General features: G+C 61.2%; 22 protein-coding genes and 2 pseudogenes. 15 read left to right on the forward strand and 9 right to left on the reverse strand.

Annotated features, from left to right (window positions below; translation table 11 throughout):
• The first annotated feature begins 166 nt into the window (after positions 1 to 166).
• On the forward strand, positions 167 to 1,324 hold the full coding sequence (locus tag FJ964_RS31430; RefSeq protein ID WP_140552523.1) for a hypothetical protein: 1,158 nt from the start codon (positions 167 to 169) through the stop codon (positions 1,322 to 1,324).
• A 347-nt stretch (positions 1,325 to 1,671) separates the two neighbouring features.
• Here FJ964_RS31430 and FJ964_RS31435 read toward each other — a convergent pair.
• Positions 1,672 to 1,872: pseudogene (locus FJ964_RS31435) on the reverse strand (IS30 family transposase); the annotation flags it as partial.
• Positions 1,873 to 1,982: 110 nt separating this feature from the next.
• Here FJ964_RS31435 and FJ964_RS22995 point away from each other — a divergent pair.
• Positions 1,983 to 2,648, forward strand: a complete 666-nt coding sequence (locus tag FJ964_RS22995; RefSeq protein WP_140552524.1) for a hypothetical protein — start codon at positions 1,983 to 1,985, stop codon at positions 2,646 to 2,648.
• Between the two features lie 303 nt (positions 2,649 to 2,951).
• On the opposite strand, the gene FJ964_RS23000 is transcribed toward FJ964_RS22995, so the two are convergent.
• Both FJ964_RS23000 and FJ964_RS23005 read right to left on the reverse strand, forming a co-directional pair.
• On the reverse strand, positions 2,952 to 3,584 hold the full coding sequence (locus FJ964_RS23000) for a tyrosine-type recombinase/integrase (protein ID WP_140552525.1): 633 nt from the start codon (positions 3,582 to 3,584) through the stop codon (positions 2,952 to 2,954).
• A 300-nt stretch (positions 3,585 to 3,884) separates the two neighbouring features.
• A complete protein-coding gene (locus tag FJ964_RS23005; protein WP_181172585.1) occupies positions 3,885 to 4,610 on the reverse strand; it encodes a GntR family transcriptional regulator in 726 nt (241 codons plus the stop codon).
• A gap of 416 nt (positions 4,611 to 5,026) precedes the next feature.
• Between FJ964_RS23005 and FJ964_RS23010 the strand changes: the two genes are divergently transcribed.
• The 8 genes from FJ964_RS23010 to FJ964_RS23045 all read left to right on the forward strand — a co-directional run bounded on the left by FJ964_RS23010 (position 5,027) and on the right by FJ964_RS23045 (position 13,817).
• Positions 5,027 to 6,217: a Xaa-Pro peptidase family protein gene (locus FJ964_RS23010; protein ID WP_140552527.1), complete on the forward strand. Its 1,191-nt coding sequence runs from the start codon at positions 5,027 to 5,029 to the stop codon at positions 6,215 to 6,217.
• Between the two features lie 59 nt (positions 6,218 to 6,276).
• Positions 6,277 to 6,972, forward strand: coding sequence for an RraA family protein (locus FJ964_RS23015; protein WP_140552528.1), 696 nt, complete (start codon positions 6,277 to 6,279; stop codon positions 6,970 to 6,972).
• Between the two features lie 59 nt (positions 6,973 to 7,031).
• Complete coding sequence (locus FJ964_RS23020) at positions 7,032 to 8,156, forward strand: Gfo/Idh/MocA family oxidoreductase (RefSeq protein ID WP_140552529.1); 1,125 nt, start codon at positions 7,032 to 7,034, stop codon at positions 8,154 to 8,156.
• 30 nt (positions 8,157 to 8,186) lie between these two features.
• A complete protein-coding gene (locus FJ964_RS23025; RefSeq protein WP_140552530.1) occupies positions 8,187 to 9,707 on the forward strand; it encodes an extracellular solute-binding protein in 1,521 nt (506 codons plus the stop codon).
• Positions 9,708 to 9,761: 54 nt separating this feature from the next.
• Positions 9,762 to 10,655 (forward strand): sugar ABC transporter permease, encoded by an 894-nt coding sequence (locus tag FJ964_RS23030; RefSeq protein WP_181172586.1) that lies wholly within the window; start codon positions 9,762 to 9,764, stop codon positions 10,653 to 10,655.
• Positions 10,652 to 11,506, forward strand: coding sequence for a carbohydrate ABC transporter permease (locus tag FJ964_RS23035; protein ID WP_140552532.1), 855 nt, complete (start codon positions 10,652 to 10,654; stop codon positions 11,504 to 11,506). Before FJ964_RS23030 ends, FJ964_RS23035 begins: the two co-directional genes overlap by 4 nt.
• 6 nt (positions 11,507 to 11,512) lie before the next feature.
• Entirely contained in the window at positions 11,513 to 12,589 is a 1,077-nt protein-coding gene (locus FJ964_RS23040) for an ABC transporter ATP-binding protein (protein WP_140552533.1), read from the forward strand.
• Positions 12,590 to 12,656: 67 nt separating this feature from the next.
• Positions 12,657 to 13,817, forward strand: a complete 1,161-nt coding sequence (locus FJ964_RS23045; RefSeq protein ID WP_140552534.1) for a Gfo/Idh/MocA family oxidoreductase — start codon at positions 12,657 to 12,659, stop codon at positions 13,815 to 13,817.
• Between the two features lie 430 nt (positions 13,818 to 14,247).
• Here the strand turns inward: FJ964_RS23045 and FJ964_RS23050 are convergent, their stop codons facing one another.
• From FJ964_RS23050 to FJ964_RS23065, 5 genes are read right to left on the reverse strand one after another with little or no spacing between them, the layout of a single operon-like run.
• Positions 14,248 to 14,568: a hypothetical protein gene (locus FJ964_RS23050; RefSeq protein ID WP_140552535.1), complete on the reverse strand. Its 321-nt coding sequence runs from the start codon at positions 14,566 to 14,568 to the stop codon at positions 14,248 to 14,250.
• Positions 14,555 to 14,806 (reverse strand): hypothetical protein, encoded by a 252-nt coding sequence (locus FJ964_RS23055; protein WP_140552631.1) that lies wholly within the window; start codon positions 14,804 to 14,806, stop codon positions 14,555 to 14,557. Before FJ964_RS23055 ends, FJ964_RS23050 begins: the two co-directional genes overlap by 14 nt.
• Positions 14,807 to 14,831: 25 nt before the next feature.
• Complete coding sequence (locus FJ964_RS31070) at positions 14,832 to 14,975, reverse strand: hypothetical protein (protein ID WP_181172587.1); 144 nt, start codon at positions 14,973 to 14,975, stop codon at positions 14,832 to 14,834.
• On the reverse strand, positions 14,950 to 15,267 hold the full coding sequence (locus FJ964_RS23060) for a hypothetical protein (RefSeq protein ID WP_140552536.1): 318 nt from the start codon (positions 15,265 to 15,267) through the stop codon (positions 14,950 to 14,952). Before FJ964_RS23060 ends, FJ964_RS31070 begins: the two co-directional genes overlap by 26 nt.
• A complete protein-coding gene (locus FJ964_RS23065) occupies positions 15,249 to 15,527 on the reverse strand; it encodes a hypothetical protein (protein ID WP_140552537.1) in 279 nt (92 codons plus the stop codon). Before FJ964_RS23065 ends, FJ964_RS23060 begins: the two co-directional genes overlap by 19 nt.
• 491 nt (positions 15,528 to 16,018) lie before the next feature.
• Between FJ964_RS23065 and FJ964_RS23070 the strand changes: the two genes are divergently transcribed.
• The 3 genes from FJ964_RS23070 to FJ964_RS23085 all read left to right on the forward strand — a co-directional run bounded on the left by FJ964_RS23070 (position 16,019) and on the right by FJ964_RS23085 (position 19,037).
• Entirely contained in the window at positions 16,019 to 16,333 is a 315-nt protein-coding gene (locus tag FJ964_RS23070) for a co-chaperone GroES (RefSeq protein ID WP_140552538.1), read from the forward strand.
• Positions 16,334 to 16,392: 59 nt separating this feature from the next.
• Positions 16,393 to 18,027 carry a chaperonin GroEL gene (groL, locus tag FJ964_RS23075; RefSeq protein ID WP_140552539.1) on the forward strand — a complete coding sequence of 545 codons (1,635 nt, stop codon included), beginning with the start codon at positions 16,393 to 16,395 and terminating at the stop codon, positions 18,025 to 18,027.
• Between the two features lie 836 nt (positions 18,028 to 18,863).
• Positions 18,864 to 19,037: a hypothetical protein gene (locus FJ964_RS23085; protein WP_224713245.1), complete on the forward strand. Its 174-nt coding sequence runs from the start codon at positions 18,864 to 18,866 to the stop codon at positions 19,035 to 19,037.
• A 680-nt stretch (positions 19,038 to 19,717) separates the two neighbouring features.
• Here FJ964_RS23085 and ligD read toward each other — a convergent pair.
• The gene (gene ligD / locus FJ964_RS23095; RefSeq protein WP_140552542.1) at positions 19,718 to 21,496 is read right to left on the reverse strand and encodes a DNA ligase D; all 1,779 of its coding nucleotides are present in this window, start codon (positions 21,494 to 21,496) and stop codon (positions 19,718 to 19,720) included.
• Positions 21,497 to 21,656: 160 nt separating this feature from the next.
• Between ligD and FJ964_RS23100 the strand changes: the two genes are divergently transcribed.
• Together FJ964_RS23100 and FJ964_RS31795 are read left to right on the forward strand one after the other, a co-directional pair.
• A complete protein-coding gene (locus FJ964_RS23100; RefSeq protein WP_140552543.1) occupies positions 21,657 to 21,875 on the forward strand; it encodes a hypothetical protein in 219 nt (72 codons plus the stop codon).
• Positions 21,876 to 21,972: 97 nt separating this feature from the next.
• Positions 21,973 to 22,038: pseudogene (locus FJ964_RS31795) on the forward strand (hypothetical protein); the annotation flags it as partial.
• Positions 22,039 to 22,196: the final 158 nt, after the last annotated feature.

The following is a 22,196-nucleotide window of genomic DNA, read 5'->3' on the forward strand; positions in this document are numbered from 1 at the left end:
GTCTAAAAGCGGACTGTCAGTTACCCACCCCAGGACAGACAAAGCAGCCACGTATACCGCAATCCGAAGCGGTCATCCGGAATGCATCGGGTGCCTCATAGCGCCTTTGCCGGCAGGTAGTTCATGTCACCAGTGACTGGCACAAAAAAGGACTCATGAATGGACTTTGTTTGATTCCCGGTTTCCGGACGCAAAACTTCACTGTCACTTTCGTCTCATTCGCTCTGACCCAAACTATGCTGATGTTTTGCCTGTTATTCAGAATTGGGCGAGTGGCCTGCTGGATCGAACGGGCGAGCGCCAGAAATTCATCAAGGAATTTCAATCCACGTTCAATTCCTCCATGTGGGAGCTATACCTCAACAGGGCTTTGGTCGATCTAGGGTGCAGTGTCGACTATTCAAAATCTGCCCCCGATTTCTTTGTCAAAGGTCCCGGAGAATACGAGTTCAACATTGAAGCCGTAGTTTCCGATCAAGCGCTGACCGCCGAACAAAAGAATACCTTCAGTGAGCAAGATTTCAAAAAGCGCGGCGCGCTGAAGATCGTTGGAAAGATCAGAGACAAGTTGAACATCTATCGCGGATGCAATGGGAAGAAGCACCCATACTCTTCTCTGAGCCACGTGCGCGATCGACCATTTGTCATTGCCATTGCGCCCTTTGATAGCGATCTATCGCTTACCCAAAACAACGAGCTCATCAACATGGTCCTGTTTGGGCTGGCACCGCCGGTGCTCGAAGGCCCGGACCGCGGACGGCAGGGTAAAGTAACCTCTCTATCGAAGCCTTCGGGCGCATCGGTCGAAATGGGAATTTTCAAGAACGATTCTTTCAAAGAGATCAGCGCCGTATTCTTCTCGACGGTCGGGACCTTTGGAAAAGCCGTTGTTGAAAGTAAGATTGAAAGGCTCGTCCGGGCAACGCGCTACAGAGTGATCGACAAGGACAAGGTCGAGTCCGGGTCGAAACTCTGGCAGCTCGGAACACATCATTTCCGACTCGATACGCTGAACTACCTAAAGACACTTCGATGGGAAAGCGGTAGCCAGATTGTCGGCGCCGACATGTCTATCCAGCATTCGTCGCTTCATCGTGAGATCCATTTGGACGGACTTCAGGTGTATTTTAACCCGTATGCGGAGATTCCTTTTCGCTCAAATTTTGCTTGGCCAGCGGAAGTCGCTCTCAACTATTTTGATGTGGAAAGCGGCGAGCATATCCAGGCGCATCCTGACGGTGCGCTGGTATCAAGGCAGGTATTTGAGGCCTCTCCTTTTTTCGTTCGACACTTGCTCACGACAAACGGATTTTCCAGAGGATGAGGTAACCCGACAGACAATCTCGGAATTGTAATTCTGAGGCTTGCCGTCGCGAAGTGTATCCGGGGGCATTGCGCACGTCTCCGAACTGAAGCGAGCGGACGTCACAACCAAGAGTCTGAGCAAGTTCGCAGGCGCGTTTGCTTTAGGAGGCGACAAGGCTCGATTTTTCGACCCTCGTTTGGCGCGTTGACGCCGAAGCTCGTTAACTAGATGAGGGCAGCTTTCCAGCGTAGTCGCGAGAAACCTGCCATTCCGCTTCCCACCCTAAAAACGAATTGGGTAGGGGACCGATATCGACCTGTGAGTTCCAGCTGAAGTGCGACAAGCAGCGCGTCAGGTTAGCGCGTTCACCGATTGGCCAACAGTATCTTCTGACGGAAGACTTCGGCCGGTGTTCTGAAGCCGAGGCATTTGCGGGGCGTCGAGTTGAGATGGGCGCACACCTGGTGCAGGTCTCGATGCTCTATCGACAACGGATCGATGTCTCGCGGAAGCCATTTGCGAGCGCGGCGGTTGGTGTTTTCCACCGTGCGTTTTTGCCAATTCGAACATCGACGCCGGGTCAGATAACTGGTAGCGTTCGAATAAATGCACGGGTAGGGTTAGGGCCAATACATAAGAATAAGGTAGAGAACACCAAAACGGAGGAATACAAGTTATGAGCAGTAGAGAACGAGTTCATATTAGTAACCTCATAAACGTTACTGGCAAGCTCGGTGGAAGCATCAATGGAGTTGCCACCAATGGAACAGTTACGGGTTCAGCCGATAGAAGCACAGGGCATGTCACGAATGTCTATCACGGCATAGACCGTGCTATTGGCCCGGAGCTAAGTGTAATGCACCAAGGGCTAACGATCGTGTGCGCTCATATGGCGGTCGAAGCGGGGGCAGCGAAAAATCTCAACTCGATGGCCCCAATGCAAACGCTTCAGCGCCTCGTGACCTTCACTCTGCCGTCTCATTCTATGCAGTGCCTGCAGACGGTGGCGTGGACGGAGCCAAACGTGGCAGTGGTCACGATGGAATTCTCTGGCACTCTCCCCTCATGCTCCGGAGAGTCGCTACCGATACCCGATGTGCTGTCCGAATTTCGGCAGACCGGTCCTGAGACGATCCAGCAACGCGCCACGACCCAAGCTACATTTTTTGACGGCGACCCACAGCCTCTTTCGGTCGATATAAAGTATTCGATCGATGGGCGCATTCCTGGGTCAATCTCGGCGTTGCAGTTCTTGGAAAACGCGAACAACACATCGTCTTACGACGAGACGACGCAGAAGATTACTTACAACACCGATGTGCGCATGCTGGAGTCGCAATGATGATTGCTCCAGCGTCGTTGTTGTCATTTCCTTAAAATCTCGCGAAAGCCCATCCGAGTTTCGTAATTGGATGGTCGAATACAAGGCGGCCCTGCCAACCCGGTAAGGCGGTGAACTCGAATTGGAAAGGGTTCTGTTGAAGCGACTAAGATGCTCGATGCGTTGCCAACTGGCCAACAGCAGCTCTCGATCGTCCTCAAATAAAAGCTGCCTGTCCCCTTCCCACCCCAGGACAGCCCGTATGGCAATGTATCCCGGAGGCTGAAGCGGTCATCCGTGGTGCATCGGGTAACCGCCCAGATGTCAAATTTCCGTTCGCTCTGCTAAGAGCAGCGCGTCTTCGACATCGACACCAAGGTATCGAACGGTGTTCTCGATCTTGGAATGGCCAAGCAGGATTTGGAAGGCCCGGAGATTTCCTGTCGCCTTGTAGATTATCGATGCCTTCGTGCGACGAAGCGAGTGAGTGCCGTATTCCTCCGGACGCAGCCCAATCGCGATCACCCATTCGTCGACCAGGCGGGCGTACTGTCTAGTGCTCATGTGGCGGGTATGATCGATCCGGCTCGGGAATGCATTGTCGTCGACCGTGCCCCCACGCCTTTCGAGCCAGGCCAGAAGACTGGCTCTTACGTCGCCGGTTATCTCGAACTGGACTGGCCTGCCTGTCTTCTGCTGAACGACGATCGCGCGGGATCTGATTTCCGGTCCGGCGACCAGATCGCGGATCCTGATCTTGACCAGATCGCAACCGCGAAGCTTGCTGTCGATTGCCAGATTGAACAAGGCACGGTCACGAATGCGTCTCTCCCGATCGAGGAAGAAGCGAACGGCCCAAATCTGTTTCTGCGTGAGTGGGCGCTTGGTTCCCACCTTCTTTCCTGCGTTCCAAGCGGCGCGCTCACGGCTAGCATCATCGTAATGAGAATGGCCCATGTGAGTTCTCCTTGGCCTTGATTGGCCGATAGAGAAACGGCATCGCCGGCGCTACCGCTCGGGGGCAGCAAACGGACTGTCGGTTTTCGGGATCACAAGGCCAGAAAACGGACGAAGTGGTGCGGATCGCCTTGCGTCACGCAGTGACGGAATCCTGACCAGTTACAGCCGCCGCGTCGCGGAGCCGGGTCGTACGCAGGTGTTCTAGTCAGCGGTGTCGCCGGCGGCGCGACTTCGTTATTTCCCGCAGTGATCTGCTACCAGATCATAGTCATCCGATGTGATGAGACTGATGTTGAATCACTCGCTGTCGCCGCCAATTCCGCCGTCCTGCTTCTCGCGGACGAACTCTGAGACACGCCGACCTACCGCTAGAATATGATGCTCCACAGCCTTGCCAAGCGCGCCTGGTCGCGGAGAACGTATCGTCTCGACGATTTCCAGATGCTCCTGGAAAGCCAGTTTGGTGTGGCCGACGCGCCTTCCAAAGAAATTCATGACTCGTCGCAACTGCATTTCGAGTCTGGACAGTTGCGCGATCATCAGGGGATTGCCGCAGCGGCCAATGAACAGCTGGTGGAATTCGAAATCGGCGTCGTTGAACGGCTGCACATTGTTTTCGTCGAGCTGGGCCGCGATGTAGTCGAACCTGGACGTCACCCGTTCGAGCTCCATGCGCGAAATCAGCCCCTCCGATTTGTCCGCAGCATGTTTTTCGAGCACGCACCGCAGTTCATAGAGCTGCAGCACCTTGCCGGCGGTGATCGGCGCCACCCGGCGACGACCGTCCACGGTCTCGATGAAGCCCTCCTCTTCCAGCCGCCTGACCGCCTCGCGCAGCGGCGAACGGCTGATGCCCAGCCGGCGCGCAATGTCCGCCTCGACAAAGGGAAGACCGGGCTGGAGCTGGCAGTTGATGATCAGGTGCCGGATGTTCTCGTAGGTCTGTTCCGATATCAGTTCGGGACGCTCGATGCGCTGGATCGAGTTCTCGTTCATCAGTCGCGGACCGTTGCCTGTTTTCATTCTCATCAACCCGAAGTCGCTGCGCGGCGTCCTGTCGCGAGCCCTGCCCGCTAGACCTCTAGCGCACTTTGATATCCGGTCCGACCCTTTTCTCGCCTGGCGGGAAACCGGTCCCTGCCAGCCCGGCGAATTCGACCGTCCTTGCCTGCGCCAGCGATCAAAATTAGCAGATACATCGAAATCTGTCGACAGCCGACCGAGTGTGTTTTGCCGGAATGCAACCGAGTAGCGTTTCGAGATAAAGTCATTTTATAGCAGGTATTTATGACGATCTTTGCATGTCGAACGGGTGTGCGAGACCGCTAAAATGGCCGCTGTCCGTGGATAAGAACAAAACTTTCGGCTCAACCTTGTCGACAGGCGACACATGTGCAATAGATCGCCGCGTTGGTCTCTCGAGAGGAGCGGTGGACTGCATGACAACGAACGCAAAGGCTGACGTCCCGCACGGGGCCGCCGCCCCCTTCGACACTAATCTCCTGGATCGGCTGATGGACGAAGCCGGGATCGACGTGCTCCTGGCAACGTCGAAGCATGCCGTGCAATACCTGCTGGGCGGGCACCGCTTCTTTTTCTTCGACTATATGGACGCCATCGGAACCGACCGGTATCTGCCGATCGTCGCCTACTTCAAGGGTCATCCCGAGATGACGGCCTATGTCGGCAACGAGATGGAGAACTACGTCAACGAGATCAGCCCCTTCTGGCCAGCCGAACTGAGGCTCAAGGCATGGGGAGTGGGCGATGCCATCGCGCTTGCGGCGGCTCATATCAGGAAGGCAGGACGGCCGGCAGCTCGCATAGGCGTCGAGGCCTCCTTCATGCCCGGCTCCGGCTTCACCGCCATCCAGAGCCAGTTGCCCGGCGCCGCGATCGTCGATGCCCTGCTTGTCCTCGAGCGGCTGCGCGCCCGCAAGAGCGACGCCGAGCTCGACGATCTCCGGGTCGCCTCCGACAAGGTCGTCGACGCCATGCTGTCGGTGCTGCCGCATCTGCGCGAGGGCTCGAGCAAGAACGACATCACCCAGCTCATCAAGGAGGCCGAGGTCTCGCGTGGGCTCAATTTCGAATATTGCCTGATCGCCATGGGGTCGTCGCTGAACCGGTCGCCGTCGCCGCAGTCCTGGCGCCGGGGCGAACCGCTATCGCTGGATTCGGGCGGCAATTTCGGCGGCTATATCGGCGATGTGGCGCGGATGGCCGTCCTTGGCGAGCCCGATGCCGAACTTGTCGACCTGCTCGGCGAGATCGAAGCCATCCAGCAGAAGGCCCGGTCCGTGGTGGCGCCCGGCACGATCGGCAAGGCGATCTACGACGCCGTCGACAGCGACCTGAAGAACTCGCCCAACAGCAAGCACCTGCGCTTCTGCGCCCACGGCATGGGCCTGATCACGCATGAGGCGCCGCGCCTTACCAGCACCGGGCCGGTTCCCTATGAGGCGACGGATGCTCTGCTGCCGCTGGAGACGGGCATGGTCATTTCCATCGAGACGACCCTACTCCACCCACGGCGCGGCTTCATCAAGCTCGAGGACACGATCGCTGTGATGCCGCATGGGTACGAGGCCTTCGGCGACCAGGGCCGGGGCTGGAACGTCGTCGCTTAGGCATCTTCAGGACAGCAGTTTCTTTTGGCATTCGAGGCCGTGATTGACGAGGCAGGTTTATGAACACATCGCGCATCAGGAGAAGCGCTCTTGACGGCCTCGCGCGGTTCGACACCGCAACGCTGTGCAACGCGCTGGAGGTTCTGCGGCCGTCCTGCCGCGACAATGGCTTCACGCGGCGCCCGCTGATCGCGGCGCGACCCGGCCTGCCCCCGGTCGTCGGCATCGCGCGGGTCGGCACGATCCGCGCTGAAGCGCCGGCAAAGGCTCCGGTGCAGGATCGCATCAGCTGGTATGAATACGTCGCCGCCGCCGACCTGCCGACCATGGTCGTGATCGAGGACCGCGACCCCAGCCCCGGCACTGGCGCGTTCTGGGGCGAGGTCAACAGTCTCGTCCACCAGACGCTCGGATCCGTCGGCTGCGTGACCAACGGGTCGTTCCGCGACGTGACCGCGCTTGCCGAAGGCTTCCAGATCCTGGGCGGTCATGTCGGACCGAGCCACGCCCATGTCCACATCGCCGGCTTCGGCGAGCCGGTGGAGGTCAACGGCATGCTGGTGAGCGACGGAGACATCGTCCACGCCGACTACCAGGGCGCTGTAGTGGTCCCGGCCGAACTGGTCGACGACGCGGCCGAGGCGGTGGCCCTGGTGACGCGCCGCGAGAAGCTGATCCTCGACGCCTGCCGGGACAAATCCTTCACCATCGCAACGTTGCGGGCCGCGATGGCCCGTTCGAAAGACATACACTGACCGCTGCAGGCTCGACACCGTCGCCCCGCAGCGCTCATGCAAGCACAAAGGGAGGTCACATGAAGGAACTCAACGTTGGCATTCTGGGAGCCGGTTTCATCGGCACCTTCCATTCCTATGCGCTGCGGCTGCAGCAGCTGATCAAGGAAGCGCCGAAGGCGAACCTCAACCTCCGCATCGTCGCCGACCGCGACCAGAAGGCGCGCGACACGCTGGTCAAGCGTTTCGGCTGGGAAAAGGGCGTGGACGACTGGCGCGCCGTGCTCGATGCCAACATCGACATCTTCGTCAATGCCGGACCCAATGTCCTGCACGCCGAGCCCTCGATTGCGGCGCTGAAAGCCGGCAAGGCGGTGTTCTGCGAAAAGCCGCTCGCCATGGACGCCGCCGAAGCCTTCGAAATGTGGAAGGCGGCCGCCGACGCCAAGGCCGTGCATCAGGCAGCCTTCGTCTACCGCTTCGTGCCGGCGCTGCGCTATGCCCGCGAACTGATCCAGTCCGGCGCCATCGGTGAAGTCACCCATTTCCGCTCCGAATATCTGATGTCGAACTACCTGCAGCCGGGCCTCGATTTCAGCTGGCGGCTGGACAAGAAGATCGCCGGCACCGGCACGTTCGGCGATCTCGGCGCCCACCACATCGATCTCGCCCGCTTCCTCGTCGGCGAAATCAGCGAAGTCGCCGCCATCGGCCGCACTGTGGTGCCGCAGGTGGCCGGCAAGAAGGTCGAAGTCGACGACGCGTTCGTCTCGATCCTGCAGTTCGAGAGCGGTCCGATCGGCGTCATCCAGGCGTCCCGCGTGGCTGCCGGCCATGGCCATACCTCGGCCATCCAGGTCGACGGCACCAAGGGCTCGCTCCGCTACGACGTCGCGCGGCTCAACGAGATCGAGATCGCCGACGGGCTGGCCTCCGGCTTCCGCGCCGTCCAGGTCATCAAGGAAGAGCACCCCTTCTCCGACTTCTGGTGGGAGGCCGGCGTCCAGGGCAGCCACCCGATCGGCTGGGTCGAATGCTTCGTCCAGCAGATGAACCATTTCGTCGAGGCGGTTCTCGGCAACCGTCAGGTGTCGCCGCTGGCGGCCACCTTCGAGGACGGCTACCGCGCCGTCGAGATCGCCGACTCGATGATCCGCTCCTGGCAGAGCGCCCGGCGCGAACCGATCAAATTCCGTTCACTTTAGACCATCGACCACGCAACAAGGGAGGAAGACGTGACTGTGAGAAAGCTTGACGATCTGACACGCCGTCAGATCATGCAGGGGATGGTGGCCATGGCCGCCTTTGCGGTGGCCGGCTCGCGCGGCGCGTTGGCACAGAGCGCCAATGTGACGTTGCCGGTCATCTCGAACAAGAAGTTCGAAGGTGCCAAGGTCATCGTCGAAAGCCAGTCCGGGCCGGTGATCAGCGGACCGATCCAGATATTCGGCCCGATCTGGGAAAAGGCCACCGGCGCGACCATCGAACTGGTCACCTATCCGTTCGGCCAGATGTTCGAAAAACTGCGCACCGAACTAAGTTCGGGAGCCTATACGTCCGACCTGATCAACTATCAGACCACCTGGGGCGGAGACTTCATGGGCGGCGGACTGATGGAGGAAGTCCCCGAGGATGTGCTGAAGCTCGTCCAGGCCGACGACATCTACCCGATCTTCCGCAAGGCGATGAGCTTCGACGGCAAGACCTACGGCCTTGCCTATGACGGCAACGCCCACAACCTCTTCTACCGCCGCGATCTCTTCGAAAACGCCGACTACAAGAAGAAGTTCTCCGACCAGCACGGCTACGACCTGGCGCCCCCGGACACCTGGGAGCAGTTCTACGACGTCGCCAAGTTCTTCTCGTCCTTCGACTGGTCCGGCACCGGCAAGAGCTATGGCTTCGTCGAACCGATGGGACGCGGCACCGGCGGCGTGTACTTCCTCGTCGGCCGCGGCGTCAGCTATTCCAAGAAGGCCGGCGACCCCTACGTCTTCTTCAATCCCGACGACATGTCGCCCCGCATCGCCGAGCCGGGCTGGATCCAGGCTCTGGAGGACTGGAAGAAGGACCTCGACGCCGGCCCGCCCGGACTGGCGCAGTACGGCTTCTCCGAGTCCCGCCCGACATTCGTCAGCGGTCAGTCGGCGATGATCACCGACTGGGGCGACATCGGCACGCTGTCCTACTCGGAAGGATCGAAGGTCAAGGGCAAGACCGGAACCGCGCTGACGCCCGGCGCCAGCAAGGTCTATGACCGCACCGCCAAGGACTGGATCAAGCCGGAAGGCGGCTCCAACCATGCGCCTTACCTTGGCGTCACCGCCTGGCTGTTCGGCGTGCCCGTCACCGCCGAGAACAAGGAAGCCGCCTGGGATCTCGCGGCCTTCTTCTGCAACCCGGAAGCCTCGACCAAGCTCGTCGCCTTCCCCGACAGCGGCATCCAGCCGTCGCGCGCCAAGACCATTCAGGACCCGCAGCCGCTGATCGATGCCGGCATGGACCCGGCCGACGCCAAGCAGTATCTGGAAGCGATCGGCAAGGCCGTCGGCCATCCCAACGCGGTGCTCGACCTCTCGATTCCCGGCAGCGGCGAGTATTACAACTCGCTCGACGTCGAGGCATCGCGCTTCATGGCCGGCGAGATCAGCGCCGAACAGGCAATGAAGAATGCGAGCGACGCCTGGAACCAGACCACGGACAGGCTGGGCCGCGACAACCAGTCCAAACTGTACAAGGCCGCGCTGGCAGGCTGATAATCAGGGGCGTCGCGGCCTGCCGCGGCGCCCCATTCCCCGGGAGGAATGCACGTGGAGCGTCAGGGAAAGAAACGCAGCCTTATTCCGGTGCTGTTCGTTGCGCCCGCGTTGCTGCTGGTCGTCGTGCTGACCATCGTCCCACTTCTGTCCTCGCTGGCGCTGTCGTTCCTCAACTGGGACTTCGGCAACCGCATGGCGCCGGTGCGCTGGGCGGGCCTGAGCCACTGGGCGCGTCTGTTTTCCGACACGCATTTTCACTACGTGCTGTTCACCACCCTGCTCTATTTCGTTGTCGGCATTCCCATCCAGTTTTTCATCGGCCTCGGCCTGGCGCGTTCGCTCGACCGCGCCCGGCGCCAGCAGAACTGGCTCAGGATCATATTCCTGATCCCGATGATGCTGAGCCCGGTCGTCGTCGCCTTCGTCGTCGGCCGCGTCATGTTCAACGAGGCCGTCGGCCCCGTGAACGCCGGGCTGATGGCGGCGGGCCTGCCGCCGGTGCCCTGGCTCACCAACAGCATCGGCGCTTTCGTCACCGTCCTCATCGTCGACACCTGGCAATGGGTGCCCTTCTTCATGCTGGTGCTGCTCGCCGGGCTTTCGGCGCTCTCCAATGAAGTCGAGGACGCCGCCCGCCTCGACACGACATCGGACATCCAGGCGTTCTGGCGCGTCACCTTTCCCATGCTCCTGCCATGGTCGGTCACCGCCATCCTGATCCGCTCGATCGAGATGCTGAAGATCGCCGATGTCATCGTGGTGCTGACCAATGGCGGGCCCGGCATCGCCACCGAATCGCTGACCCTCTATGCCTATCGGGTCGGCGTCGTGAACTTCGACCTCGGTTACGCCGCCACGCTCGCCTTTTCGCTGGCCATCGTCGCCACCATCGTCGCGACCGTCATCCTGGCCGCGACCCGCCGTCTCGTGGAGCGTCTGACATGAGCAGGATGAGACGCAGGATTCCGGTCTGGCGCATTGCGCTGCAGGTCGTCTGGTTCATCATCGTCGTCTTCCCGCTCTACTGGATGACGATCACAGCGTTCAAGGAGCGGGCCGACGTCTTTCCGTTGCCGACCTTCATTCCCTGGGTTGATTTCGAGCCGACGCTCTCGGCCTTCCAGACGGTGTTCGGCCAGTATCGCTCGCAGCTGTTCAACGCGCTGGCCAACTCGGCCGTCGCCTCCCTCGTCGGCGCGTTCGTCGCCACCTTTGCCGGCGCTCTGGCCGGCTACGGTCTCGCCCGCTTCGACTACAGCAAGTTCGGCTGGAAGAACGACAACATGGCGTTCTTCTTCATCTCGCAGCGCATGATGCCGCCAGTGGCGGTCGTGTTCCCTTTCCTGCTGATGTACCGCTATGCCGGCGTTCTCGACCGGGCTTGGTCGCTCGGCGTCGCCTACGCGCTGTTCAACCTGCCGCTGGCGATCTGGATCACCCGTGACGCCTTCCGCGCCGTGCCGGTCGAGGTCGAGGAAAGCGGCCTGGTCGATGGCTGCACCCGGCTCGGCGTGTTCTTCAAGATTTCCCTGCCGATCGCGTTCCCCGGCTTGGTGACGGCGTTCTTCGTCTCGATCATCTTCGCCTGGAACGAGTTCCTGTTCGCCCTGATCCTCACCTTCCGCCGTTCGCAGACGCTGCCTGTGCTGATTTCGGGCCAGGCGAATGAACTGGGCGCCTATTGGTGGATCATGTCGGCGCTGGGGCTGATCGGGATCATCCCCATGGTCGCGCTCGGATTGTACGCACAAAAATGGTTGGTGCGCGGCCTGTCGGCCGGCGCTGTGAAAGGTTGAAGACAGATGTCACGCGTCCTTTTTGATCACGTCTGGAAAAGCTACGCCAGCGTCGAGGTGGTGCGCGATCTCAACCTGTCGGTCGAGGAAGGCGAGTTCCTGGTCCTGGTCGGCCCGTCGGGCTGCGGCAAGTCGACGACGCTGCGCATGCTGGCGGGGCTGGAGGAGGTCACCAAAGGCGACATCCATATCGGCGAGCGCAACGTCACCTTCGCCGAACCCCGCGACCGCGACATCGCCATGGTGTTCCAGTCTTACGCGCTCTACCCGCACATGTCGGTCGAGGAAAACATCGGCTTCGGCCTGCGCAACCGGGGCGTGGCGGCCGCCGAAACCGCCAAGCGCGTCAAGAACGTGTCCGCCATGCTGGAGATCGGCCATCTGCTCGACCGCCGGCCGCGCAACCTGTCGGGCGGCCAGCGCCAGCGTGTCGCGCTCGGCCGCGCAATCGTGCGCGAAGCCGGCGTCTTCCTCATGGACGAGCCGCTCTCCAACCTCGACGCCCAGCTTCGCGTGAGCATGCGCAGCGAGATCATCAAGCTCCACCAGCGCATCCGCTCGACCACCGTCTATGTCACCCACGACCAGGTCGAGGCGCTGACCATGGGCTCGCGCATCGCCGTGCTGAAGGACGGCCGGCTCATGCAGGTCGACACCGCCGAGAACCTTTACGAGCGTCCCGGCAGCGTCTTCGTCGCGACCTTCATCGGCAGCCCGGCGATGAACATCCTGACCGGGACCGTCGAGGGCGGCGATGGCGGTCCGGGCATCCGCTCGCGTCAGTTCAAATGGCCGATCGACCCCGGCGCGCCGCTGAAGCCCGGCGCCTCGGTGATCTTCGGCGTGCGGCCGGAGCATCTGGTCGTCCGCGCCGAGGGCGAGGCGGGCAATCCGGCGACGGTGACATTGATCGAATCCACCGGCAACGAGGCCGTCGTGCTGCTCGACCTGGGCGGCGACGTGCTGAAGGCGAAGGTGCCCGGGCGCGTCAGGCTGAAGGTCGGCCAGACCGTGTCGGTCAGCGCCGAACGCAAGGAGCTGCATTTTTTCGACGCGACCACCGAAGCACGAATCGACGCCTGACGGCGTCCATCACCGTTCGACCGCCCGGCCGTGCCGGCGGGCGCAATCCGCACCGGAGTACAGTGTCATGAAGCCAGTCAACGTAGCCATTCTGGGCGCCTGCGGATGGATGGGAAAGTGCCATTCCATGGGCTATCGCAATGCACCGCTGATGTTTCCCGAACTCGGTTCCATTGCCAGGATCGCCTGGCTGGTGGACGACGCAGCCGAAAGGCTGGAACAGATCAAGGGTGCCTATGGCGACGTCAAGACCTCGACCAACTGGCATGACGTGCTGAGCGATCCCGAGGTCAATCTGGTCGACATCTGCCTGCCGGACCATCTGCATTTCGAGGCGTCGAAGGCGGCCCTGCTGGCGGGCAAGAATGTCTATTGCGAGAAGCCCTTCACGGCGACCGCCGAGGAGGCGCGCGAACTGGCGGACCTCGCCCGCGAGAAGGGACTGGTGACCCGCGTCGGCCATAATTTCCCGAAGAACCCGGCGCACGACCTGACCAAGGAACTCATCGACAATGGCGAGATCGGCGAGATCGTCTTCTTCCGCGCCTCCATGCATGTCGACGTGCTGGCCGATCCACGCACGCCCTTCATGTGGCGCTGCGACGGCAATCTGGCGCCGACCGGCGTCGTCGGTGATGTCGCCTCGCACCTGTTTTCCTTCATCCACCGCCTCATCGGCCCGGTCGACGAGCTGATCGCCGATGTCGCCACCGTCACCCCCGAGCGCACCTACAGCGAAGGCTTCGGCTATGGTGTCCAGACCAAGGCGCAGGAAGGCGGCGTCAAGCGCTCGGTGACCAATTCGGACATGGTCAACCTGATGTGCAAATTCGCCAATGGCGGCCGCGGCGTCATCGATGTCAGCCGCGTCGCCTCCGGCCGGCGCTTCCTGCAGAAATACGAGATCTATGGCACGAAGGGCGGCATCGAGTTCAACTATGACGAGGTCAACCGCCTGCGCTTCTTCTCGATGGAGGATGCGCCGAACCGCCAGGGTTACCGGCTGATCGACGTCGGTCCGGAAAACCGGAACTTCGCATCCCTCCTGCCGGTCGCCAATTTCGGCCTCGGGTACAATGAATACAAGGCCATCGAGGTCTCGGAAGTCATTCGTTCGGTTTCCACGGGCAAATCGGCTTGGCCCACCTTTAGTGATGGCTACGAGATCATGCAAATCGTCGACGCATGCTTTTCGTCGTCAGCCACACGGCGATGGACAACGGTGTAGCAATTTTCAATATGGGAAAGACACTGGTCGGACGCATCGAGCGAGTGCTGTGCGCTCTGCCATTGGAGACACGATCTAGCGCACCGTTGGCCACCTCTCGCTGCGTACCAAGGGGGCCGCACTGGTAACGTCTGTTTATCGGGAGCGCCGAAAACCCATAAATGGCTGCAATTGGGCGCATTGCGGTCCGGCAGCCTTGGGGCCGGAAACAGACGGTCCGGTTCTGAAAGCCAGAAAGGCGCCATTCCGCTGGCGACCTCCATCTTGGCCGCAACGACTCTGCTAGCCTTTACTCGACTGCGGCACCGCGTTGGCCGTTTGCTCCAGGAGGCGACATTCCGGTCTTACCAGAAAGTTCGTGATACGGTGCCAACCTACCGAAAATCGCGCGCTTCATCGAATCTGCGGCTGGGGTTGGGGAAGGAGAGCGTCATGGTTGGCCCGCCGCTGCCTCATGTGGGACAATCGGCGGCGCCGCAACCCGCGCCGTCGGGCGCTCGGCATTGCGCTGATTAAGGGACAACATGCTGCGCGTCGCATCCGACCGGCTGAGGCCGGTCATGGCACCACCGTCGACCAGCGCCGGAATTCCGCTGAAGACATGATAGACGGTCCAGGACCGATCCGCCTCGACGCGGCGGCCATATTGACGGTCCGCGAAGTCGCGTCCCGATGTCCCACCCTCATTTTCCCAGACGGCAAGCCCGGCGGCGTTGCGCTGCCGATCGGTTTCGTTGCTACGGGCGCTCATGGCGTTGGCCGGCCTCATTGATCGCTTCCGTCGCCAGAACGCCGGAATAGATCGTTGCGCCCTTCGCGTCGGCGATCGTCATGGCGTCCGGCCGCTGCGGCATGTTCAGGGTTTTGGCCAAAAGCCTGGCGATCTCGATCGCATGGTTGAGGTTGGCCGCTTGCGCCGTCTCGCGCCCGATCACGGCATGCGCATCGTCCGAGGTTCGGGTGCGATAGAATTCGATCACGATCTTCATCGTCATCCGTGCCCGTGTCGCGACGTCAGTTCTTGCCCTTGCCGCGCCGGGCATTGATATCGGCGGCAAGTCTGGTCTGGGCGCCGAATACGCTTTCAGGGTTGGGCGGGACTTTCTCCTGCTTCGGCTTCCTGATCTCCCGGCTAGAGCGTTTCTGTCCCTTTGACATGTTCGAAGATCCTTTCGATGAGCGCTATGCTGTCACCGGGCGAAGTGTCGACCGGTTCGAGACTGTCCTGCGTCGCCACCCGTTCATGAAGTTCGACGTCGCTGCGGATGCGGTACTGCGGCGAATTTCCGCTCGGCGGGAGCGTTGCCGTGACGCGGTAGATTTCCGCGGCCTTTGGAAACGTGCCGATGCCGCTCTTCAGCCGGACAGCCTGTCCGACGGCGAAGAGATGCGTTACGGCTTCGCGGCGGACCGGGCGTGCGTTGCGTTGCATCAGGGTTGTGGTTCGCATGATTGTCTCTCGTCCAGCTCCAGCGAGGCTTGAAGCAATGCCGGTTCGATCGGCACCATCTGCTGCGTGGCACCGCTCGCGGTGATCGCCGGCAGGTGAATGAAGGTGGCCACGCGGCGCCATGCGATCTGGGAAGTCCCTTCGAGGGCCTCCTCGTCATGGTCGACCCGATACTCTCCGGGCGGTTGCGGTTGATCAAAGCCGGGCAGCGAAAACGCCGACTTGAAGCGAACGACTGTATTTGTGGTGCGGCTGGTCATGATTGCGGCTTTCCGCGGAAACGGGCGGCTGCGCCTTTCCGTATCATTCCCACTCGAACCGCCGGGACGATGCCCGACGCTGCCGGTACATCCGTGGTCAGCGTCGGTTTCATTCCAGGGTCCGAACGGAACGAAATGTGCGCCGGACCGGCGCATGCACTCGTTTTCGAGAATTCGGTGGTGAATGGCGGGGCTCTGAAACAAAGCCAACTCAACCAAATCAACGAGTTTTATATATGCGCCTCAATTGAGTTCCAAACAAGGGTCGCGACGCCTTTTATTTCTCCTTTGAAATAACAAATCCGCATCCGCGAAATTCAAGCTCACAGAAAGTTTTCCTCCCATCCGAACGAATTTCTGCGCGTCTCGAATTATATCATTGGATTTCTTGGCCGTTGGCGAGAAATAGTTCTGGCACTCCTATCTATCGAGTGCCAAACCGCCTATATAAATGCTGCGGCCGCCTATGCCGGCCCCAGAAAGAAGTTCTCATGAAATTTCGGCCACTCTACGACCGCGTCGTCATCCGGCGCGCCGAAGGCGATATCAAATCCAAGGGCGGCATCATCATTCCCGACAATGCCAAGGAAAAGCCGCAGGAAGGCGAAGTGATCGCGGTTGGTCCCGGCGCCCGCGACGAAAACGGCGCGCTTGTTCCGCTCGACGTCAAGGCCGGCGACTTGATCCTGTTCGGCAAATGGTCGGGCACGGAGGTCAAGATCGACGGCGAGGACCTCCTGATCATGAAGGAAGCCGACATTATGGGCGTCATCGAAGAGAGCGCCGAAGCCAAGAAGGCCGCCTGACTGAAGCACCGCGCCTCTGCGCGGTGACTGCTCACCCCAAATGCGAACTGGATAAAATCATGTCTGCCAAGGAAATCAAATTCTCCACCGATGCGCGCGACCGCATGCTGCGCGGCGTCGAGATCCTCACCAATGCGGTGAAGGTCACGCTCGGGCCCAAGGGCCGCAACGTCATCATCGACAAGGCCTATGGCGCGCCGCGCATCACCAAGGACGGCGTCACTGTCGCCAAGGAAATCGAGCTTGCCGACAAGTTCGAGAACATGGGCGCGCAGATGGTGCGCGAAGTGGCCTCGAAGACCAATGACCTCGCCGGCGACGGCACCACCACGGCTACGGTGCTGGCCGCCTCGATCCTGCGCGAAGGCGCCAAGCTGGTGGCCGCCGGCATGAACCCGATGGACCTCAAGCGCGGCATCGACCAGGCCGTCGCGGCCGTCGTCGTGGAAATCAAGGCGAAGGCCAAGAAGGTCAAGTCGTCGGCCGAGATCGCGCAGGTCGGCACAATCGCCGCCAATGGCGATGCCAGCGTCGGTGAGATGATCGCCAAGGCGATGGAGAAGGTCGGCAATGACGGCGTCATCACCGTCGAGGAAGCCAAGACCGCTGACACCGAGCTCGACGTCGTCGAGGGCATGCAGTTCGACCGCGGCTATCTCTCGCCCTATTTCGTCACCAATGCCGACAAGATGCGCGCGGAGCTGGAAGAGCCCTATATTCTCATCCACGAGAAGAAACTCGGCAATCTGCAGGCGATGCTGCCGATCCTCGAAGCGGTGGTGCAGAGCGGCAGGCCGCTGCTGATCATCTCCGAGGACGTCGAAGGCGAGGCTCTGGCGACGCTGGTGGTCAACAAGCTGCGCGGCGGCCTCAAGGTCGCGGCCGTCAAGGCGCCGGGCTTCGGCGACCGCCGCAAGGCGATGCTGGAAGATATCGCGGTGCTCACATCCGGCCAGATGATCTCCGAGGATCTCGGCATCAAGCTGGAGAACGTCACCATCGAGATGCTCGGCCGCGCCAAGCGGGTGCTGATCGAAAAGGACACCACCACGATCATCGACGGCGCCGGCACCAAGGCGACCATCCAGGCGCGCGTCGCCCAGATCAAGAACCAGATCGAGGAGACAACCTCCGACTATGACAAGGAGAAGCTGCAGGAGCGGCTGGCCAAGCTCTCCGGCGGCGTCGCGGTCATCCGCGTCGGCGGCGCCACCGAGTCGGAAGTCAAGGAAAAGAAGGACCGCATCGATGATGCGCTGAACGCCACGCGCGCGGCGGTGGAGGAAGGCATCGTGCCAGGCGGCGGCGTGGCCCTGCTGCGCGCCAGGACGGCGCTTGCCGGCCTGAACGGCGCCAACGCCGATGTCACCGCCGGCATCTCGATCGTGCTCAGGGCGCTTGAAGCGCCCCTCCGCCAGATCGCCGAGAATTCCGGCGTCGAGGGCTCCATCGTCGTCGGCAAGCTCGCCGACAGCAAGGACCACAATCAGGGTTTCGATGCCCAGAACGAGGCGTATGTCGACATGATCAGGGCGGGCATCGTCGATCCGGCGAAAGTGGTGCGCACCGCGCTACAGGATGCCGGCTCGATCGCCGCGCTTTTGATCACCGCCGAAGCGATGATCTCCGACATTCCGGCCAAGGATGCCGCGCCTGCGGGCGGCGGCGGCGGCATGGGCGGGATGGGGTACTGAGATACTGGGTTCAGGAGAACCCGTGCGTGAACCGACACTGCCTCGGGCATGCGGCAGGTTTGGGTCAAGCCTGCCGCGGTGTGGTGACGCCCGCCAGGGCCGGCGGCATGACGAACGTGGCGGGCATGCGCGGGCTCTCCTCACGGCGGCCTGTTTCTGAAGCTGGGCATTCTGCGGACTTGAACCGATCGACATCGTCGGTAGCGGGCGAATAACGAAAAAGCATGCGGGATATGGCAGACCGCTATGCCTCGCATGAACCACCCGGACAGTTGGCCCGTCTTCGACGTCTTCACCGGCCAGCCCGTCGAGTCCAACAATAGGTCATGGTCGGCATCATGCGGCGATGCCGACAAGATGGCCGATCGGCTGAACAGCCAAGACACCAAGGCGGGGAGAGCGCGGCGTGACTTGTGCCGATGCACCAACGGATAAATCTGCCGGAATGATTCGCTATCCACCTGTCGGGGGCGTACAGTCCGTTGTCGCCGGCCACAGAACAATGGGCGCCGGCGCTTGAGAGCGTCCATCGTACTCCCGCCCCCTCGATGGGAGCCGCGCTATGGACAACGATCAATCGGCCGACGTGATTTCGACTTTTGACTGCAATATCCTGCGCGACGCGTTTCGGTCATTGAAAAGCAGACCCCCGAGGATCAGTGGCAGGCATACGCCGCGCTTTTGATCCGCGACTATACCGGCAACTCCGATTTTGATCCGGCGTTGCTGGCCTGGATCGTGCGACCGTAACTTGATCGCCGTGCAAGGTGCCGGGGCGGACAGCCGCTCCGCGCTCTCTTTCGTTTTTGCCAAAAAGGACAACAAGCATGAGGTACATGAAAACCCCGGAGAATCCAGCCATACCGGTCAAGCCGATCGTCGAAGCCGCAAAAGTCCTGTCGAAGCGGCTGACGATCAGAAGCGACGAAGCAACAAAACGAAAGTTCGCCGACACCGACGGCACAGTGCGGCGGGCGCGTCAAATTGCGGAAAGCAACCGCCTGATTTGATGCCCCTACGTCCCCTTTGGGCAACCCCGGACATCATGCAGCCCAAGCCGATCGTCTGCTTTTAGGAAGTCGCAAAACTGATCTTCTACGGCCGACATTTAGGCGCATGCCAGACATTCGGCATCTGCTCCCCTCGCGTCGCTCGTCTCATGCCTTCCACGTCGTCGATCGGAGAACAGCCTGCATATGCTCTGCGAGGTCGAGTTCACCGCGCGCCTCGATTTCTAAAAAATATCGGGCCTTGGCCAGGCGATCCCCTGCCCCAACGGCGGCATAACTGCAGATGGCGACCAGCGCCCTCTCCTCCTCCCGGCTAGCTCGCCTGGGTCTTGGAAAGGATGCGCCGCCCGGCCGCCTGCGGAAGCTTCGATTTGGGCGCGGGCTTGTCGCGACCGGGCGCTTCCATTGGGGCGGTGAGGCCAATGTATCCGCCGTGCGGAGGATGGCGCCAGCCGACAAGCCTGCGCTCGGCCGCCATCCTACGCCGGCGCTGGCGACGCCAGTCTCTGACCACGCCATCCTTTCCCGCCCCGAGACCCGCAAGGGCCAGTCGGGCTGCCGCACATCGCACTAACCTACGGACGAAGAACCAAAAATCGACGATCTTGGGAGGTGCAGGCAAAGCCCGGCCCCTAGTTGCCTGGCCCATTCCGATCCCGCGTTTCTACCGACCCTGCGGCTCAGGCTGCCTTTCTGACAGCCGCCCTGAGAGGACGGTCGATATTGAATGCATCTGGGCGGATACGTCCCTCAACTTGGCTCCAGGTCACCGGACGGGCGATTGGGAAGCCGGGCCGCGCTCGTGGGGAGAAGGCCCCGACGGCGGTGTTGCCGCGTCCGTTGCGAAGGTAATCAATAAAGATGCGACCCCTTCGGGCCGATGGCGCGGAGGTCAGCAGATAACGGTCTGGATGAGCTTCAGCGAGCCGATTTGCGAACGACCGGGCAAGGAGCCGGGCGTTGTCGTGCGTGATCTTCGTCTCAAGCGGCGCCATCAAGTGAATGCCCTTGCCGCCGGTCACCTTCGGCCAGCTCTCCAGGCCTTCCGTCTCCAGGAGGTCCCGAAGCGCCAGGGTGGTCTCAATGACTTCGTCCCACTCGACGCCCTCGCCGGGGTCCAGGTCCAGCACGATGCGGTCGGCATGTTCGATGTCGTCAACAGTGGCATTCCACGGATGCAGCTCTACAGCGTCCATCTCGACCAGGCCCAGCAAGCCAGCAAGGTCGTCCACCCATACGCGCACACCTTCGCCTCCTTCGCGCTTCTGGACGCGCAACTGATGTACGGATGCGGGGACCTTCGGCAGCGTGCCCTTGTGGTAGAAGGTTGCGCCGAGTGCGTGGCGGACCAGCTTCAGAGGTCTGTGGCCGAGATGGACCAAGGCTTGATCCGCAACTCTCTCCCAATAGCGCGCAAGCTCGTCCTTAGAGGGCGAAACTGCATCGGGCAGTAGTTGCAGGATGTTCTCGCTGGGAACGCCATGTTCCCGGACTGGCCCACGCCGCTTCGATGGGGCTGGACGCTTGGCCGGGATCGGCACGAGGTCTTCTCGCAGACCTTTGAACACCGCCTCGCGCAGCACGCCGCGATCCGTCACGCCGCTGAATTGCACCTCGGCCAGCACCTCCGGTATGACCCAAGTCGCCTTGGGCTTCACAATGGGCTCTGACAGAGGCGACTTGCTGGTGATCAGCGGGTCAAGCCGCTCTCGAACCAATTGCGCGGCGCTCAAGGTGTAGCCGCTGCGGGCCTTCCCGGCATAGAGCAGTCGGTCGCCTTCGCCGCGTCCGATGTAGAGCGATGCGATGCGGCGGGGGTGAGCGCCGAGTTTCTCGACAAATGCAACGATGGGAAAGGTGTCGCTCTTGACGCACTTTACCTTGAGCCAACTGGTCTGGACCCCTGAGCGATATGTCGCATCGGTGCGTTTGGAAACGATCCCCTCCAGTCCCATCCGGCAGGCATGCTCAAAGACATCCGTCCCGCTCACCTCCAGATGCTCGGCGTAGGTCAGTGTAGGGGCCGTGTCCTTCAGCAGCTTCTCAAGGGCTGCCTTTCGCTTCACCAGCGGCTGCTGCCGAAGATCGCGCCCGTTGAGGTGCAGCAGGTCGAAGGCATAGAAGATGAGCTTCGCCGAGTTTGGATTGCCCAGCTCCCGTTCCAAGGCTTGGTAATCCGGCAGGCCGGTGTCGCCAAGAACGACAGCCTCGCCATCGATGATCGCTGCCTTTACCGGCAAACCCGCCGCTGCTTGAACAATCCTGCGGTATCGATGTGACCAGTCGTACCCACGGCGCGTGAAGGCCCTGGCTTTCCCGCTCTCAATGATCAACTCGGTGCGGTAGCCATCGTACTTAATCTCGTGAAGCCATTCGCTGCCCTCGGGCGCGTTCTCGACCAGCGTGGGCGATTGGAACTCGACGAAAGAGAGCTGGCCATCCTTGATTCCTGAACTCATGGCACACTCCTAAGCCTCGACACAAACAGTGTGGCCACCGAATAGGTTCCGCAACAGAGCTGGCCGGAAGAATCTCCGTAATCAGCCGCGCCAAAGGCCTTGATATATGCCCGGCGTGACCCACGAGATGGCCGCTGGGTTTCTGCCTCGGGAGGAGGCGATGAGACTGCAAGCGGTCTACAAGCCTACGGCTGCCGAGAGGATCGATGCGGTTATCCATCCCATCCCGGTTGGCAGCATCGTGTCAGTCCGCGACACCATCGCCGCAGTTCGCAAAGGCGACCCCTTCCTACAAGAGACCGACTGTGAATTGGTCGAGATCATCGTGGAAGCCAGGTTTCGCGGCCAGTTCGTCCTGTTCGACCTCAGAGAGTCCTGATGAGCCTCCATTGGTTCAACCCTCCGGTCTCTGTAAGGACCGGCAAGCCGGGCATCACGTATAGCTGCAACAACGTCTGGGTGCAGCTCGGGAACTCATGGGGTGGAACAATCGTGGTCCCAAATGGGACCTTGCGGTGCGCGCCTGCATGTCCTGTTTGGCTGGCGATATGACACCTGAGGATGTCCGCAAGGCGTTCATTGCCGCTGCTGCGGAGGAGGGGCAAGCTGCTCGCCAGCGGTTGAGCCTCTGGCTCACTCCATGTCCGGCACGCCGCCCCCGACAAAGAGCGTCGTTGGCTCGCCGTATTCGCCAAGCGCC

Origin of the sequence: Mesorhizobium sp. B2-3-2, assembly GCF_006442295.1 — a bacterium.
Classification (GTDB): domain Bacteria; phylum Pseudomonadota; class Alphaproteobacteria; order Rhizobiales; family Rhizobiaceae; genus Mesorhizobium.

Bases quoted from the DNA above. Each gene is read 5' to 3' on its own strand.
- FJ964_RS23065 (WP_140552537.1), bottom strand. From the start codon at position 15,527: ATGACCAGCCGCACCACAAATACAGTCGTTCGCTTCAAGTCGGCGTTT.
- FJ964_RS31070 (WP_181172587.1), bottom strand. From the start codon at position 14,975: ATGTCAAAGGGACAGAAACGCTCTAGCCGGGAGATCAGGAAGCCGAAG.
- FJ964_RS23070 (WP_140552538.1), top strand. From the start codon at position 16,019: ATGAAATTTCGGCCACTCTACGACCGCGTCGTCATCCGGCGCGCCGAA.
- FJ964_RS23045 (WP_140552534.1), top strand. From the start codon at position 12,657: ATGAAGCCAGTCAACGTAGCCATTCTGGGCGCCTGCGGATGGATGGGA.
- FJ964_RS22995 (WP_140552524.1), top strand. From the start codon at position 1,983: ATGAGCAGTAGAGAACGAGTTCATATTAGTAACCTCATAAACGTTACT.
- FJ964_RS23060 (WP_140552536.1), bottom strand. From the start codon at position 15,267: ATGCGAACCACAACCCTGATGCAACGCAACGCACGCCCGGTCCGCCGC.
- FJ964_RS23055 (WP_140552631.1), bottom strand. From the start codon at position 14,806: ATGAAGATCGTGATCGAATTCTATCGCACCCGAACCTCGGACGATGCG.
- FJ964_RS23050 (WP_140552535.1), bottom strand. From the start codon at position 14,568: ATGAGCGCCCGTAGCAACGAAACCGATCGGCAGCGCAACGCCGCCGGG.
- FJ964_RS23040 (WP_140552533.1), top strand. From the start codon at position 11,513: ATGTCACGCGTCCTTTTTGATCACGTCTGGAAAAGCTACGCCAGCGTC.
- FJ964_RS23020 (WP_140552529.1), top strand. From the start codon at position 7,032: ATGAAGGAACTCAACGTTGGCATTCTGGGAGCCGGTTTCATCGGCACC.
- FJ964_RS23015 (WP_140552528.1), top strand. From the start codon at position 6,277: ATGAACACATCGCGCATCAGGAGAAGCGCTCTTGACGGCCTCGCGCGG.
- FJ964_RS23100 (WP_140552543.1), top strand. From the start codon at position 21,657: ATGAGACTGCAAGCGGTCTACAAGCCTACGGCTGCCGAGAGGATCGAT.
- FJ964_RS23085 (WP_224713245.1), top strand. From the start codon at position 18,864: ATGAAAACCCCGGAGAATCCAGCCATACCGGTCAAGCCGATCGTCGAA.
- FJ964_RS23005 (WP_181172585.1), bottom strand. From the start codon at position 4,610: ATGAAAACAGGCAACGGTCCGCGACTGATGAACGAGAACTCGATCCAG.
- FJ964_RS23000 (WP_140552525.1), bottom strand. From the start codon at position 3,584: ATGGGCCATTCTCATTACGATGATGCTAGCCGTGAGCGCGCCGCTTGG.
- FJ964_RS23035 (WP_140552532.1), top strand. From the start codon at position 10,652: ATGAGCAGGATGAGACGCAGGATTCCGGTCTGGCGCATTGCGCTGCAG.
- FJ964_RS23010 (WP_140552527.1), top strand. From the start codon at position 5,027: ATGACAACGAACGCAAAGGCTGACGTCCCGCACGGGGCCGCCGCCCCC.
- ligD (WP_140552542.1), bottom strand. From the start codon at position 21,496: ATGAGTTCAGGAATCAAGGATGGCCAGCTCTCTTTCGTCGAGTTCCAA.
- groL (WP_140552539.1), top strand. From the start codon at position 16,393: ATGTCTGCCAAGGAAATCAAATTCTCCACCGATGCGCGCGACCGCATG.